This is a genomic window from Pseudonocardia sp. TRM90224, assembly GCF_021245725.1.
Classification (GTDB): Bacteria; Actinomycetota; Actinomycetes; order Mycobacteriales; family Pseudonocardiaceae; genus Pseudonocardia.
Genome location: NZ_JAJGSX010000009.1, coordinates 1 through 15,066 on the forward strand (window position 1 = coordinate 1; position 15,066 = coordinate 15,066).

11 protein-coding genes are annotated in these 15,066 nt (G+C 72.9%); 8 read left to right on the forward strand and 3 right to left on the reverse strand.

Annotated features, from left to right (window positions below; translation table 11 throughout):
• Positions 1-369 precede the first annotated feature (369 nt).
• Positions 370-1,875, reverse strand: coding sequence for a PucR family transcriptional regulator (locus tag LL648_RS16265; RefSeq protein WP_232663409.1), 1,506 nt, complete (start codon positions 1,873-1,875; stop codon positions 370-372).
• Between the two features lie 94 nt (positions 1,876-1,969).
• On the opposite strand from LL648_RS16265, the gene LL648_RS16270 reads away from it, so the two are divergent.
• The 8 genes from LL648_RS16270 to LL648_RS16305 all read left to right on the forward strand — a co-directional run bounded on the left by LL648_RS16270 (position 1,970) and on the right by LL648_RS16305 (position 11,845).
• A complete protein-coding gene (locus tag LL648_RS16270; protein WP_232663410.1) occupies positions 1,970-3,346 on the forward strand; it encodes an 8-oxoguanine deaminase in 1,377 nt (458 codons plus the stop codon).
• A 55-nt stretch (positions 3,347-3,401) separates the two neighbouring features.
• Positions 3,402-3,782: an allophanate hydrolase-related protein gene (locus LL648_RS16275; RefSeq protein WP_232663411.1), complete on the forward strand. Its 381-nt coding sequence runs from the start codon at positions 3,402-3,404 to the stop codon at positions 3,780-3,782.
• Positions 3,779-5,092 (forward strand): allantoinase AllB, encoded by a 1,314-nt coding sequence (gene allB / locus LL648_RS16280; RefSeq protein WP_374112053.1) that lies wholly within the window; start codon positions 3,779-3,781, stop codon positions 5,090-5,092. The genes LL648_RS16275 and allB overlap by 4 nt, the downstream gene beginning before the upstream one ends.
• Positions 5,085-6,053 (forward strand): allantoicase, encoded by a 969-nt coding sequence (gene alc / locus LL648_RS16285; protein ID WP_232663412.1) that lies wholly within the window; start codon positions 5,085-5,087, stop codon positions 6,051-6,053. The genes allB and alc overlap by 8 nt, the downstream gene beginning before the upstream one ends.
• 22 nt (positions 6,054-6,075) lie before the next feature.
• On the forward strand, positions 6,076-6,858 hold the full coding sequence (locus LL648_RS16290) for a hydroxypyruvate isomerase family protein (RefSeq protein ID WP_232663413.1): 783 nt from the start codon (positions 6,076-6,078) through the stop codon (positions 6,856-6,858).
• On the forward strand, positions 6,855-7,745 hold the full coding sequence (locus tag LL648_RS16295) for a 2-hydroxy-3-oxopropionate reductase (protein WP_232663414.1): 891 nt from the start codon (positions 6,855-6,857) through the stop codon (positions 7,743-7,745). The genes LL648_RS16290 and LL648_RS16295 overlap by 4 nt, the downstream gene beginning before the upstream one ends.
• Positions 7,742-9,508, forward strand: coding sequence for a glyoxylate carboligase (gene gcl / locus LL648_RS16300; RefSeq protein WP_232663415.1), 1,767 nt, complete (start codon positions 7,742-7,744; stop codon positions 9,506-9,508). Before LL648_RS16295 ends, gcl begins: the two co-directional genes overlap by 4 nt.
• A 150-nt stretch (positions 9,509-9,658) precedes the next feature.
• Positions 9,659-11,845, forward strand: a complete 2,187-nt coding sequence (locus LL648_RS16305) for a DUF6461 domain-containing protein (RefSeq protein ID WP_232663416.1) — start codon at positions 9,659-9,661, stop codon at positions 11,843-11,845.
• 150 nt (positions 11,846-11,995) lie between these two features.
• Here the strand turns inward: LL648_RS16305 and LL648_RS16310 are convergent, their stop codons facing one another.
• Positions 11,996-12,460, reverse strand: a complete 465-nt coding sequence (locus LL648_RS16310) for a hypothetical protein (protein ID WP_232663417.1) — start codon at positions 12,458-12,460, stop codon at positions 11,996-11,998.
• A 136-nt stretch (positions 12,461-12,596) separates the two neighbouring features.
• Positions 12,597-15,020: a putative bifunctional diguanylate cyclase/phosphodiesterase gene (locus LL648_RS16315; RefSeq protein WP_232663418.1), complete on the reverse strand. Its 2,424-nt coding sequence runs from the start codon at positions 15,018-15,020 to the stop codon at positions 12,597-12,599.
• Between the last annotated feature and the right edge of the window lie 46 nt (positions 15,021-15,066).

Consider the following 15,066-nt stretch of genomic DNA (forward strand, 5'->3'; position numbering starts at 1 on the left):
TATTTCCTTGCCATTCCTGCATCACCTTCCGGACTAGATCCTATGGGATCCGGGTCCGAGATCTTCGTAGCACCTCAGGGTGACCTGTTCGGCGACGTAGGCGCGGTGCTGGGGCTGGGATGTTTGCGTTGCGCACGCAAGGGCAGGAAAGCCACTTTCAGGCCCTGTGGGGGCAGGAAAGTGGCTTTCCTGCCCTCCACACGCACCCCGGGGGGCGAGTGGCGATCGCCGGAGCTTGCGTGTCGCAAATCTGCAAAGGCCGGCAACTCGACCGAACTTCCCCACCGTTTTGGGTGGATGCGCGCCCACGCAGCGCGCAAGCGCACAAAACGGTGGGGAAGTTCGGGTCGCGGCTGCGCCCGCCCCGCGTCAGATCGACCGCAGCGCCAGGAACAGGTCGACGCGGTCGCTGAAGCGGGCGAGGTCGCGGCTCGTCAGCTCCTCGACGCGTCCGATGCGGTAGCGGACGGTGTTGACGTGCAGGTGCAGGCGTTCGGCCGTGCGGCTCCAGGAGCCGGAGCAATCGAGGAACGCTTCGAGCGTCTCGTAGAGCCCCGCCCCGGTGCGCTCGTCGTACTCGAGCACCGGCGCCAGCACCCGCGCGGCGAACGCCGTGCGGACGCCGTCCGGGACGGCGGCGAGCAGCGCCACGTGCGAGGTCACGTCCTCGACGGGGACGATGTGCAGCTGCCCCGGCCGGCCCGCGGCCAGGTCGCGGGCGTGCCGCGCCTCCTGCAGCGCCCCGCTGAGCGCGTCGGGCAGCGCGGGCCGCCCGACGCCCACGGTCAGCCGGTTGCGGCGCAGCCCCGGTTCCAGCCGGGCCAGCGCGGGCAGCAGCGGCGCGGGGTCGCCGGGCAGCAGCGCGGCGGCCAGCCCGTCGTGCACCCCGACCACCTGCGGCCCGACGTGCGAGGCGGCGTCGACCAGCACCGCCCGCGCCGATTCCACCAGCTCGGGACGGTCGGGGAAGCCGGCGACGACCACCGTGAGCGCGGCGGCGGTGTCCAGCCCGGCCTGCCGCAGTCGCACGGTCGTCTCCGGGTGGCTGCCGGCGCCGTCGGCGATCATCGCCACGGCGTCGTCGGCGATGTCGCGCACCACCCGCAGCCCCTCGTTGCGCCGCGCGCGGTCCAGCGCCGCGATCGCCACCAGCTCCCCGACGGCGTCGGCGACCTCGGCGTCCCACTCGGTGCACGCGCCCTCGACGACGACGAACCAGCCCGTGAGGCGCTGCTCCGACGCCGGCCCCACCGCGAAGACGGAGTGCCGGTCGGCGGTCACCGCGGGCAGCCGGTCGGCGGTCAGGAACGTCGCGACGGCGGCGTCGAGCGTCGGCATCGGCCGGGCCGCGACCGGCCGTCCGGTCGCGCTGAACACCCGGCAGACCAGCCCGGTCGTCCGCGACACCTGCTCGGCCAGCTCGTCGAGCCCCAACCCGCCGGCGACGGCCGAGAGCAACTGCCGCTGCCGGCCCAGCGAGAGCGCGAGCCGGTCGCCGCGCGCGGCCGTCAGCGATCCGACGACGAGCTCCGTCACCGCCGAGAACGAGACGTCCTCCGGCACCGCGACCAGCGGCAGCCCGTGCCGCTGGCACGCCTCGACGACGTCGTCGGGGATCCCGTGGAACACCGCTTCGCCGGCGGCCAGCGCGGCCGCGCCGGACCCGGCCACGGCGGCGACGAACCGCTCCGCGTCGCCGGGGGAGTTGTGCCACACCAGCCCGCTGATCACGAGCTCGCCACCGCTCAGGTAGCGCGACGGGTCGATCAGGTCGGTCGTGAACACCCACCGCAGCGTCCGGTCGAGCGCGCCCTCCGGGGCGTGCAGCAGCTTCAGCCCCAGTTCGGGGCGCGCCAGGAGGTCACGCAGCTGCATTGGAGGAACCTACAACCCGAACGTCGTGCTCGGGCGACTGATTCGTCACGGTGGCGTCTTCAGCGTGGCTCCGCAGAACGGTTGACTGCTCGGCATGGAGTTCCGTCCGGACGGCCGCGGCAGCCCGCTCATGATCATCGAGGGCGCGCACGTCGTCACCGTGACCGGTGCGGAGCACCCCGGCGGCCACGTCGTCGTCGAGGGCAACCGGATCACCGCCGTCGGCCCCGGACCGGCGCCCCGCACCGGCGGGGAACGTGTCGTCGACGCCACCGGTTGCCTGCTCACCCCCGGGTTCGTGAACACGCACAACCACCTCTACCAGTGGGTCACCCGCGGCCTCGCCGTCGACTCGACGCTCTTCCAGTGGCTCACCACGCTCTACCCGGTGTGGGCCGGCATCGACGAGCACGCCGTGTTCGCGGGGGCATCGGGCGCGCTCGCGCAGCTGGCCCGCACCGGGTGCACCACAGCGAGCGACCACCACTACGTCTTTCCCCGCGAGGGCGGCGACGTGCTGGGCGCGGAGATCCGCGCGGCGCGCGAGGTCGGCATCCGCTTCCACGCCACCCGCGGATCGATGGACCTCGGGCAGCGCGATGGCGGCCTGCCGCCCGACCACGTCGTCGAGGACCGCGACGCGATTCTCATCGCGTCGGAGGCCGCGATCGACCGGTGGCACGACCCGTCGCCCGGCTCGATGCTGCAGGTCGCGCTCGCGCCCTGCTCGCCGTTCTCGGTGACGGGCGAGCTCATGCGCGAGTCGGCCGAGCTGGCCCGCCGCCGCGGCGTGCGGCTGCACACCCACCTCGCCGAGACGTTCGACGAGGAGGAGTTCTGCCGCGAACGCTTCGGCCGCAGCCCGCTCGAGTACGTCGAGTCGCTCGGTTGGACGGGCGCCGACGTCTGGTTCGCCCATGCCGTCCACCTCGACGACAGCGCGGTGAAGAAGATCGGCGACACGTCGACGGGGGTCGCGCACTGCCCCTCGTCCAACGCCCGGCTGGGCGCCGGTATCGCCCGCACCCGCGACCTGCGCGACGCCGGCGCGCGCGTCGGCCTCGGGGTGGACGGCGCGGCGAGCAACGAAGCCGGCAGCCTGCTGGAGGAGGCGCGGCACGCGGTGCTGTTCGCCCGGCTCGTCGGCGGGCCGAGCGCGCTGTCGGTGCGCGACGGGCTGGAGCTGGCCACGATCGGCGGCGCGACCGTGCTCGGCCGCCAGGACGAGATCGGCTCGATCGAGCCGGGCAAGCTCGCCGACCTCGCGCTCTGGCGCATCGACGGCCTCGGCCACGCCGACGTCGCCGACCCGGTCGCCGCGCTCCTGCTCGGTACGCCGCCGCCGCTGGAGCTGCTGCTCGTCGACGGCCGGACGATCGTCGAGCACGATCGCGTCGTCACGGTCGACACCGACGCCGTGGCGCGCGAATGTGTGGTCGTGCACCGCTCGTTGATGGAGAAGGCGTCATGACGACTTACCGGACCGGCGCCGCTCGCCCGACCCGGACACCTCAGGGAGTTTGATCATGCCGCGCATGTTCCTCAACGGCACTGCCATGTCCGGCGGCGCCGACCACCACCTCGTCGGCGACTCGCCGCTGGTCGCGACGACCACGACGGCGCCGCGGTACCGGTTCCACGCCGTCGGCGGGCGCTATCCCGCGCTGGAGGACGTCGGCAAGGGCGGGGCCGCCGTGCAGGGTGAGGTGTACGAGATCTCGTACGAGCAGCTGCGGGAGGTGCTGCTGCCGGGCGAGCCGGACGGCCTGGAGCTGGGTGTGATCGAGCTGGCCGACGGGAGCGGTTCGTTCGCGATGATCCTGCGCCGCGAGTACCCGGCCCTGCCCGAGCTGACCGACATCTCCGAGCTGGCGAGCTGGCGGGCCTACCAGGAGCGACGATCGTGATCGTGGTGCGCGCCGACCGCGCTGTCGTCGACGGCGTCGAGCAGCCCGCGGCCGTTGTGGTGAAGGGTGAGCGGGTCGAGGCGGTGCTGCCGAAGTGGAGCGACGTCGCCGGCGCCGAGTACGTCGAGCTGGCCCCCGACGAGGTGCTGCTGCCCGGTCTCGTCGACACGCACGTGCACGTCAACGAGCCGGGACGGACCGAGTGGGAGGGTTTTGCCACCGCGACCCGGGCCGCCGCGGCCGGCGGGGTCACCACGATCCTCGACATGCCGCTGAACTCGCTGCCGCCGACGCTGGACGTCGCCGCGCTGGACGTGAAGCGCAAGGCGGCCGACGGGCAGTGCGCCGTCGACGTCGGGTTCTGGGGCGGTGCGGTGCCCGGCAACGAGGACGGGCTGCGCGCGCTGCACGACGCCGGGGTGTTCGGCGTGAAGTGCTTCCTGATCGACAGCGGGGTGCCGGAGTTCCCCGCGCTGGCCGACCCGACGGACGCGCTGCGTGCGGTCGCTGCCTTCGACGGCCTGCTCATCGCGCACGCCGAGGACGGCGCCTACGTCCACGACGCCGCCGGCCGGCGCTACGCCGACTTCGTCGCGTCGCGGCCGGACGCCGCCGAGGAGTCGGCGATCGGGCTGCTGGTGCGGCTGGCGAGGGAGACGGGCGCGCGGGTGCACGTCGTGCACCTGTCGTCCGCGGCGGCGTTGCCGCTGCTCGCCGCCGCGCGCGCCGAAGGCGTCCGGGTGAGCGTCGAGACCTGCCCGCACTACCTGGCGCTCACCGCGGAGGAGGTGCCCGACGGCGACACCCGGTTCAAGTGCTGCCCGCCGGTGCGCGGCGCCGCCAACCGCGACGCGCTCTGGGCCGGCCTGCGCGCCGGCACGATCGACATGATCGTCAGCGACCACTCGCCCTGCACACCGGAGCTGAAGGGCCTGGAGCGCGGCGACTTCGGCGCCGCATGGGGCGGGATCGCGTCGCTGCAGGTGGGCCTGCCGGTCGTCTGGACGCAGGCCCGCGAGCGTGGCATCCCGCTGGTCGACGTCGTCCGGTGGATGGCGCAGCGGCCTGCGGAAATGGCCGGCCTGCATCGGAAGGGACGCATCGCCGCAGGTCAGGACGCCGACCTCGTCGTGTTCGCGCCCGAGGAACCGTTCCGGGTCGGCGAGCTGCACCACCGCAACCCGATCACGCCGTACGCGGGGCGCGAGCTGCGCGGGGTCGTGCGCCGCACGTGGCTGCGCGGCCGGCCCGTCGAAGCCGAGGGCACGCCACGAGGGCGGCTGCTCATGAGGGAGGACACCGATGAATGACTTCCAGCAGTGGCCCGACCTCGCCGTCCGCTCGCTCGGTGGCGCCGTGGTGTCCGCCAACGACGAGTCGTTCGCGTCGCGGGAGCACCTGATCTCGCCAGGTCCGTCTGTGTTCGACCCCTCGGAGTTCGGGCCGAAGGGCAAGGTCTACGACGGCTGGGAGACGCGCCGGCGCCGTGAACCCGGCAACGACGAGGCCGTCGTGCGGCTGGGCGCGCCCGGCATCGTGCACGGGGTCGTGATCGACACGACGTGGTTCACCGGCAACTACCCGCCGGAGGCCGCCGTCGACGGTGCCGGGCCCGACCTGGCGTGGGAGCCGCTCCTTGAGCGCGTGCCGTTGAAGGGCGACACCGCCAACACGTTCGAGGTGGAGTCGACGCGGCGGGTCACGCACGTCCGGCTGCGGATCTTCCCCGACGGCGGCGTCGCCCGGCTGCGAGTGCACGGCGAGGCACTGCCCGACCCGGCGCTGCTCGCCGCGCTCGGCACCGTCGACCTCGCCGCGCTGGAGCTCGGCGGGCGCGTGACCGGCTGCTCCAACCTGTTCTACAGCTCGCCGAACAACCTGCTCGTGCCCGGCCCGGCCCGCTCGATGGGCGAGGGTTGGGAGACCGCGCGGCGCCGCGACGACGACAACGACTGGGTGCAGGTCGCGCTCGGCACCGAGGGCACGATCGCGCTTTCCGAGCTCGACACCAGCTGGTTCCTGCACAACGCCCCCGGCTGGGCGAGCCTGCGCGGGCGCGTGGCGGGCGGGGAGTGGTTCCCGCTGCTCGAACGCACCGCGCTGGAGCCAGACACCCGGCACCGGTTCGTGCTCACCGGCGCGCCTGCTGCCGACGAGGTGCGCCTCGACATCTTCCCCGACGGCGGCATGGCCCGCCTGCGCCTGTTCGGGACGCCCACCGCGACCGGCCGGGAGAACCTCGCCGCGCGCTGGGCCCGCGCCCACAGCTGATCCCCTGCGTTAGGAACTCGCAATGCGGTACGCCGTCAACTGTTCGATCCTCTTCACCGAGCTCCCGCTGCTCGAACGGCCCGCCGCGGCCGCGGCGGCCGGGTTCGACGCCGTCGAGTTCTGGTGGCCCTTCGGCGAGGCCGTACCGGCCGACGCCGACGTCGAGGCCTTCGCGGCCGCGATCGAGGCCGCCGGCGTGCAGCTCACCGGGCTCAACCTCGCCGCGGGCGACATGCCCGGCGGCGACCGCGGCCTGCTCTCGTGGCCGGGCCGCGAGAACGAGCTGCGCGGCAGCATCGACATTGCGGCGGCGCTGGGCAAGCGGCTGGGCACCGAGGTGTTCAACGCGCTCTACGGCAACCGCATCGACGGCGTCGACCCGCGCGACCAGGACGAGCTCGCCGTCCGCAACCTCGGCCGGGCCGCGGCGCTGCTGCCCGGCACGGTCGTGCTGGAGCCGCTCTCCGGCGTCGAGCGCTACCCGTTGAAGACCGCCGCCGACGCGCTGGCCGTCGCCGACCGGGTGGGTGTGCAGAACGTGGCGCTGCTCGCCGACCTCTACCACCTCGCCGTCAACGGCGACGACGTCGCTGCCGTGATCGCCGATCACTGCGCGAGGATCGGGCACGTCCAGATCGCCGACGTGCCCGGCCGGCACGAGCCGGGGACGGGGCAGCTGCCGATCGCCACGCACCTCGCCGCGCTCGAACGCGGCGGCTACGCCGGCCCGGTCGGGCTGGAATACGTCCCAACCACCACGAGCGACCGCGCCTTCGACTGGCTGACCAGGGAGAACCTCTCATGACGACCATCGCGTTCATCGGGCTCGGGATCATGGGTGCGCCGATGGCCGGCCACCTCGTCGACGCCGGCCACGACGTGGTCGGCTACAACCGCTCGCGGGCCGCTGTCGAGAAGCTCGCCGAGCGCGGCGGCCGCGCGGCCGACAGCGTCACCGACGCCGTTCGCGCCGCGGACGTCGTGATCACGATGGTGCCCGACAGCCCCGACGTCGAGGACGTCGCGCTGGGCCCCGACGGCATCTACGCCAACGCGAAGCCCGGCACGCTGCACATCGACTGCTCCACGATCCGCCCCGACGTCGCGCGCCGCATCGCCGAAGCGGGCGACGGGGTCGGCGTGCGGGTCGTCGACGCGCCGGTCAGCGGCGGTGAGGCCGGTGCCGTCGAGGGCACGCTCTCGATCATGGTCGGCGGCGCGGACGACGACGTCGCGGCGGCGCGACCGTACCTGGAGGTCGTCGGCAAGACCGTCGTGCACGTGGGCCCCGCGGGCGCGGGCCAGACTGTGAAGGCGGCCAACCAGCTGATCGTCGCGGGCAACATCCAGCTGCTCGCCGAGGCACTGATCTTCCTGGAGGCGCACGGCGTCGACACCGAATCGGCCACCGAGGTGCTCGGCGGCGGCCTCGCCGGCAGTACGGTGCTGCAGCGCAAGGCGGCCGGGATGCGGGCGCGCGAGTTCGCGCCGGGCTTCCGGATCGACCTGCACCACAAGGACCTCGGCATCGTCACCGCCGCGGCGCGCGAGGCCGGCGTCGCGATCCCGCTGGGCGCGCACGTCGCGCAGCTGCTCGGGGCGCTGCGCGCGCAGGGGCACGGCGACCTCGACCACAGCGCGCTCCTGCTGCTGGTCGAGCAGCTCTCGGGCCGGGCGGGGGAGTCGACGTGACCCGCATGCGAGCCGTCGACGCGGCCGTCGCGATCCTGGTCAAGGAGGGGGTGACGCACGCGTTCGGGCTGCCCGGCGCGGCGATCAACCCGTTCTACTCGGCGCTGCGCGACAACGGCGGCATCCAGCACGTCCTTGCGCGGCACGTCGAAGGTGCCTCGCACATGGCGGAGGGCTACACCCGGGCGCGGGCAGGCCGGATCGGCGTGTGCGTCGGGACGTCCGGGCCTGCCGGCACCGACATGATCACCGGGCTGTACTCGGCGGCGGCCGACTCGATCCCGATCCTCGCGATCACCGGCCAGGCGCCGGTCGCGCGGCTGCACAAGGAGGACTTCCAGGCCGTCGACATCGCCGCGATCGCCGCGCCGGTGACGAAGTGGGCGGTGACGGTCCGCGAGCCCGGCCAGGTGCCCGGCGCGTTCGCGCAGGCGTTCCACCTGATGCGCTCCGGCCGGCCGGGCCCGGTGCTGCTCGACCTGCCCGTCGACGTCCAGCAGGCCGAGATCGAGTTCGACATCGACACCTACGAGCCGCTGCCCGTGCACCGGCCGGTCGCGACGCGCGCGCAGGCGGAGAAGGTGCTCGACATGCTGGCCGCCGCCGAGCGGCCGGTGCTCGTCGCCGGTGGCGGGATCGTGAACGCCGACGCGTGCGCCGAGCTGGTGGCGCTCGCCGAGCTGCTGGACGTCCCGGTGGTCCCGACGCTGATGGGCTGGGGTGCGATCCCCGACGACCACCCGCTGATGGCCGGCATGGCGGGCCTGCAGACCTCGCACCGCTACGGCAACGCGACGCTGCTGGCGTCCGACTTCGTGCTCGGGATCGGCAACCGCTGGGCCAACCGGCACACCGGCGGCCTCGACGTCTACCGGGCCGGGCGGACGTTCGTCCACGTCGACATCGAGCCGACGCAGATCGGGCGGGTGTTCGCGCCCGACTACGGGATCGTCTCCGACGCGGGCGCGTTCCTGCGCGAGCTGCTGGCCGCCGCGCGGGCCCGGGAACTGCCGCGGCGCGAGCCGTGGGTGCGGGAGTGCGCGCGGCGGAAGGGGACGCTGCAGCGGCGCACCCACTTCGACGACATCCCGATCAAGCCGCAGCGGGTGTACGAGGAGATGAACCGGGCGTTCGGTCCCGAGACCCGCTACGTCACCACGATCGGGCTCTCGCAGATCGCCGCGGCGCAGTTCCTGCACGTCTACCGGCCGCGGCACTGGATCAACGCCGGCCAGGCAGGCCCGCTGGGCTGGACGGTGCCGGCCGCGCTCGGCGTCTGCGTCGCCGACCCGGACGCGACGGTCGTCGCGCTCTCGGGCGACTACGACTTCCAGTTCATGATCGAGGAGCTGGCCGTCGGCGCGCAGTTCAACCTGCCCTACATCCACGTCGTCGTGAACAACTCCTACCTGGGCCTGATCCGCCAGGCGCAGCGCGGGTTCGACATGGACTACTGCGTCCAGCTGGGCTTCGACAACATCAACTCCCCGGAGCTGGGCAAGTACGGCGTCGACCACGTCAAGGTCGCCGAGGGCCTCGGCTGCCTCGCGCTGCGCGTGACCGACCCCCGCGAGCTGGCCGGCACGTTCGCCAGGGCACGGCAGCTGATGGCCACCCACCGCGTGCCGGTGGTGGTCGAGGTGGTGCTGGAACGGGTCACCAACATCGCGATGGGGACGGAGATCGACGCGGTGGCGGAGTTCGAGGACCTGGCTGCGACCAGCGCCGACGCACCGACGGCGATCACACCGCTCGAACGGTAGGAATCGCACGGCACACCGGATGGTGCCGGCACACACGTCGTGACATGTGTGCCGGCACCTCGAGGTGTGAGCGGTCGAACCTCTCGCCGGAGAATGTCAGGGCCACAGCGGAGACTCCGGGCTGTGAACGATGAACCTCCCATCGAGTGGTTGACACGACGTCCCGTGCACCTCGCCGGATCACCGCAGGCGTATCGGACGCAACCCGGCTACGACGTCCCGGCCGTCCCCGCCGTTGCTCCGCCGCCGGGTCTGGCCGGGGCGATGGTCGAGACGGTCCGCGCCGCGATGCCGCAGGCAGTCGCGATGGTCCCGGGCGAGCCTGCGGCCGCGTTCGGGCGGGTCGGGCTGCGCGGCAGCGGTGTCCGGTGGCCCGATCCGGCGGCGGCGCTGATGCTCGCCGAGGCGCTGATGCCAGTAGCCGGGTCGCTCTCGCCGGAGGTCCCGCAGGCGGTGCGTGCAGCGCAGGTCCGCGAGCCGCGCAGCGGGGGGTTCGCGTACGCGACCTTGCAGAATCGTCCTTGGGACTCGGCGCTGTTCGGGCTGAAGGCGATGGCTCCAGGCACGGTGGAGCTTGCCGCCGGCCTTGTCCGCGAGCTGGCCACGTTTCCCCTGCTGGCCGACGCGATGCGGGTCGAAGGTGTGACGGAGGCGGAGCTCGCGACCGGCCGCGGCCGCGTCCACCTCGCGTTGGCGCTGGCCGTCTCGTCCGTGGTGGTGCGTGGGTGTCCTGTCGCGCTCCGGGACGAGGAGAGCGCGGCCGTGGTGGGCCTCACGCTGCCGGTTGCGGTGAGCGCGCTGCAGCACGGCCCCGCGCCTCGCGGGTACGCCGCGGCGCTCGTGGAGAAGCGCCGCGTGGAGTACACGTTCCCGCACCACACCACGCACTACGTGGTGTCGGTCGCCGGCCGGTTCGGGCTGGTCGAGGGCAACCCGGTGCTGCCCCTGGAGGAACCGGCGAACGGGCTGGTCACGGCTGTTCCGGGTGGGCTGGTGGTCCGTACGGGCGCAGCTTCGGGGGTGGTCTCGGTCCTGGTGATCGTCCTCGCCGAGCGCCCGGAGGACGTTGTCGGGGGCGGTCGAGGATGGGACGAGATCGTCGAGCTGAGCTACCTTGCCGTCGACGGCTCGGCCGGGTTGCCGACGGTGCAGCAGTGGCCTTCGAGCGAACCCGTCGCCGCGGAGCTGACGTCGCCGTGGCCCGGCCCGGTGCGGGCGCTCGTCCGCGCCGAGGGGCGGGACGAGCCGCCGGGCGAGCGGGCCACGGAGAGCTACGAGATCGTGCTCTGGCCGGAACCGGCGTCGCCGGAGGTGGTGCACAAGAAGACCGACCGGCTCGGGCACCGGTTGCGCGGCGAACCGGAGCCGCCGCCCGTCGAGCAGCCGGAGCGGGTGTTCGAGTGGGTCGGCAGGTCCGTGCTGTCCGAGGCGGCGACCGTCACGGTGGTCACCGGCGCCGACCCCGAGTCCGTGGTGCGGGGGTTCGGCGGCGATCCCGCCGAGCCCGTATCGATGCGCGAGCTGCTCGAGGATTTCGGCATCGACCCGTGGGTCGCGGTGCTCCCGGTCGAGGGCGCGGTGCTCGCGGTGGAGTTCAACGGCTGGCAGGGCGCGCAAGGCCCGGTGCTGCAAGCGCTGTCCCGCAACGGGTCGGCGTCCAGCTCGTACTGGAACGTCAACGCCGTGCGGAGGCTCTCGTTCGCGCGCAGGGGAGTGGTGCTCGACAGCGAGGAGTGGACCTCGCAGATGCGTCTCGACGACCCGGACGTCCGAGCGGCCGTCGAGGGCATCGACTTCGACAGCTACCGGAACACAACGGGGAAGTACCTGGTCCCGGTGGCGCGATTCACCGGGTACACCTTCGCGGAGGCCGACTATGCGCGGATCGTGGAGGCGGACGTCGCGTACCGGATCCTGCCGCTCCTGCCCGAGCACTACCCGGTCGAGCTGCAGGCCGACGGAACCCTGCGATGGGCGCCTGAGGTGGTGCTGGGGGACGACCCGAACCTCCTCCCGAGCCTGCCCGCCGACACCCTCCGCGACCTCGCATGGTGGGCCGCGGGGGAGGCGGCGCAGCAATCCGGGATGGCCGCACACCACCCCGTCGCCGAGAGCCTCGCCCGGCGTGGACTCACCACCGACGCAGAGCGGCTCGCCCGCGAATCCACGCTGGAAGGTCGCGGCGAGCACCACTGGATGTGGATGGCATTTCACGAGGCAAGCAATCCTGACCCGCTCGCTGCAGCAATGCGTGGGCTGAAATCGGCGGGATACGTCTTCGGGACCGCCTCCGCGGAGTTCCTCGCACGGGCGAGGTCGTGGATCGGGCCGGTGTGACCGGGTCGATCCACACCCCCGACTCACCGCCCAGCACTCGACGTACCAGCGCTGCTCGTCCTCGATGCACGGCTCGCACGCCGCAGTCGGGATCAGGCAATGAAAGGGGACTGAGCCCGACGCTCCTTCGCCGCCCATCGCCTCCCACTCTCAGCGCGAGCCGGTCAGCGCTCGCGCCCAGGCCAGCACCTCCGCATCCACCGAGGCGTCGTCAGGGCCGTAGTCGTAGCGGTCGTCGAGCAGGACGAGTTGCTCCGCGGCCGGCAGCCGATCGTGACCGATGGAGCGGTGCGCCCACCTCGCGAGCTCGCGCGGGTGGAGCTCGCCGGCAGCGGTGCGCGCGGCGAGCGCGTGGAGAACCGCCTCCAGAGCGTCGAGCGAACCCTCCGGATGCCACGGCAGGCCGAGCTCGGCGAAGGCGTTCTGCACCGCCTCCCGTAGCTCGGGCTCGGGCGCGTGGGCCGACACACCCGCGACGACGGCCAACCACTGGCCATCGACGCCGGCGAGCAGTGCCTCGACGGCGGCGTCGACGACCTCGGCGCCCCGCGCCTGCCGGATGTTCCACAACGCGGCGGTGTCCCGGAACCGGACGAGCGCGTCTTGCGGGGTCATCCCCCCATATTGGCCGACGTCCTCCGCGGCCTTCCCCCGACAGCCCAGAACCTTGCATGTCGCCCCCGAAGTTCCCCACCGTTTTGTGCACTTGCGCGCTCTCAGAGCGCGCATCCACCCAAAACGGTGGGGGAGTTCAGGGGGCGAAGCCGGGGCGCGTGAGCTGCCCGGTGCGCAGGGCGGGGAAGGTGGTGTCGGGCAGCCCGAGGATGTGCGCCTGCACCACCGGGTTCTCGGCGAGCACCAGGGGAGTGATCTTGCTGGCGGGCTGGGGTTTGCCGACCAGGTTGCCCTGGACGAGATCGCACCCCTGCCTGCGCAGCTCGCGCAACTGGCCCGGCCGTTCGACGCCCTCGGCGACGGTGCGCAGCCCGAGGTGGCGGGTGAGGTCGAGCATGCCGCGCAGGAACCGGCGCTGCCGCTCGTCGTGGTCGATGTGCGCCACGAAGAACTGGTCGATCTTGACGGTGTCGACGGGGGTGCGGGCGAGCCGGGCCAGCGTCGAGTAGCCGGTGCCGAAGTCGTCGAGCGCGAGCCGCACCCCGCAGACCCGCAGCCGCGTCATCACGTCGATCGTGGTGTCGGGCCGGTTGCCGACCGAGTTCTCCGTCATCTCCAGCGCGAGCTGGCCCGACGCGAGCCCGTAGCGGGCGATGGCCGACGCGATGCGGTCGGGCAGGCCGGTGTCGGAGAGCTCCTGCGGGTTGATGTTGACCGCGATCCGCAGGCGTTGGTGGCCGAGCCTGCGGTTCCACGCAGCCAGCTGCGCGCACGCCTTCTCCACCATCAGCGCGGTCAGCTGCTGGGACAGACCCGCCGCCTCGCAGATCGGGATGAACGTGCTGGGTGGGACGCTCTCGCCGTCGTGCGTCCAGCGGGCCAGCGCCTCCAGCGCGGCGATCCGGCCGGTCGTGGGTTCCACGACGGGCTGGTAGATCGGGTACACCTCGCCGCGGTCGAGCGCGGCCGCGAACGCCCCGTCGAGCACCGGCCGGTGGTGCCGCCCGTGCGGGCGCAGGCCGTTGGACTCCGCGGCCGCCGAGTGCGCACCGACGTCCCCCTTGCCAGACGTCTTGACGGCGTACATGGCGACGTCGGCGCGGTGCAGCAGCGCGGCCGCCTTCGCGGGGCCGGCCAGCACGGGCGCGTCGGCGATGTCCGGTTCCTGCGTGGCGACACCGATGCTGGCCGAGATCGTGACGGTGCGGCCCTCGACGTGGAACGGCTCCTCCAACGCCTCCAACAGCCTGTGCGCCACCGTGCTGGGGTCGCCGCCCTGCTCCAGCAGCACGGCGAACTCGTCGCCGCCGAGCCTGGCCAGGGTGTCGGAGGCGCGCAGCGCGTCGCGCAGCCGGTCGGCGACCAGCGCGAGCAGCGTGTCGCCGCTCGCGTGCCCCAAGGTGTCGTTGACAGCCTTGAAGCCGTCGAGGTCGATGAACGCCACCGACACCTGCTGCGGTGTGCGGCTGGCCAGCTCGAGCGCGTGCCCGAGCCGGTCGAGGAACAGTGCCCGGTTGGCGAGGCCCGTGAGCGCGTCGTGGAACGCGAGGCGGTGCAGCTGCACCTCACGCTGCTGGACGGTCCGGGTGAGCTGCAGGTTCTCCCGCACCGTCAGGTACTGCCGCAGCAGCACGAGCAGCACCAGCAGCAGCAACATCACGACGTCGACGATGCCGACTCCGACGGTGGCGGTCTTCGCGGCCGCGCCGATGACCGCGGCGGTCAGCGGGATGTAGGGCAGCACGCTGACGGGGGTCGCGCTGCGCTGCTTCGGTGCGACGTCCGCGACCAGGTCCGCCCTGGTCACCAGCATCCCGGCGGCGCCGATGAAGCCGAAGGCCGAGCGCCAGCCCCACTCGATCACCGAGCCGGTGACGTACGAGCCCTCGGCGACCATGTAGGCGAACGCGGTGTCGGAAACGGCCATCGCGAGCACGCCGGCACCCAGCACGAGCCACCGCAGCGGCGCCGTCCTGGTCTGCGCGATCGTCAGCATCGAGATGGTGAGCATCGCGATGTCGGCCACCGGGTAGGTGATCGAGAACGCGGCCCGCAGGAACGTCCCGCCGGTGTTCTCGATGATCGACTCGAGGGCCGTCATCCAGGCCAGCAGCCCGATCGCGATCCCGACGATCAGCGCGTCGAGCACCCGTCGGGGGGTGGCCAGGCCCGATTCCGGCGGCGTGATGAACACGAGCCCGACGATCGCCAGCACGGCGAAGCCGAAGTAGCCGGCATCAGCGAGCGACGGGTACGGGGAGATGATCCCGAGCAGGTCCTCGTAGACCGTCCAGGCCGCCTGACCGGCCGCCCACGCCCAGCAGGCGAACGCCATCGCGACCCAGCCGAGCCGGGTGCGTCCGACCGTGCGCACCGCGGCCCGCCAGCAGCCGAGCCCACCACCGGCGGCGAGCAGCATCACTCCGACGTTTGCGACGAACCGCCGCAAATCGCCTTCGAGCGCCGTGACCAGCCCACCCAGCACGAGCACCGCGATGGTGGCGCCGAGCATGGACGCGGCGCCGGAGCGGCGCGCGCCGGGCGAAGGGGGTGCGGTCATCGGGATCCGTCAAGTGAGGGAGCAGGTCCCCCATCGTGGCAGAGCT

Coding starts and splice junctions, on each gene's coding strand:
- LL648_RS16265 (WP_232663409.1), bottom strand. CDS start 1,875: ATGCAGCTGCGTGACCTCCTGGCGCGCCCCGAACTGGGGCTGAAGCTG.
- LL648_RS16270 (WP_232663410.1), top strand. CDS start 1,970: ATGGAGTTCCGTCCGGACGGCCGCGGCAGCCCGCTCATGATCATCGAG.
- LL648_RS16275 (WP_232663411.1), top strand. CDS start 3,402: ATGCCGCGCATGTTCCTCAACGGCACTGCCATGTCCGGCGGCGCCGAC.
- alc (WP_232663412.1), top strand. CDS start 5,085: ATGAATGACTTCCAGCAGTGGCCCGACCTCGCCGTCCGCTCGCTCGGT.
- LL648_RS16290 (WP_232663413.1), top strand. CDS start 6,076: ATGCGGTACGCCGTCAACTGTTCGATCCTCTTCACCGAGCTCCCGCTG.
- LL648_RS16295 (WP_232663414.1), top strand. CDS start 6,855: ATGACGACCATCGCGTTCATCGGGCTCGGGATCATGGGTGCGCCGATG.
- LL648_RS16310 (WP_232663417.1), bottom strand. CDS start 12,460: ATGACCCCGCAAGACGCGCTCGTCCGGTTCCGGGACACCGCCGCGTTG.
- LL648_RS16315 (WP_232663418.1), bottom strand. CDS start 15,020: ATGACCGCACCCCCTTCGCCCGGCGCGCGCCGCTCCGGCGCCGCGTCC.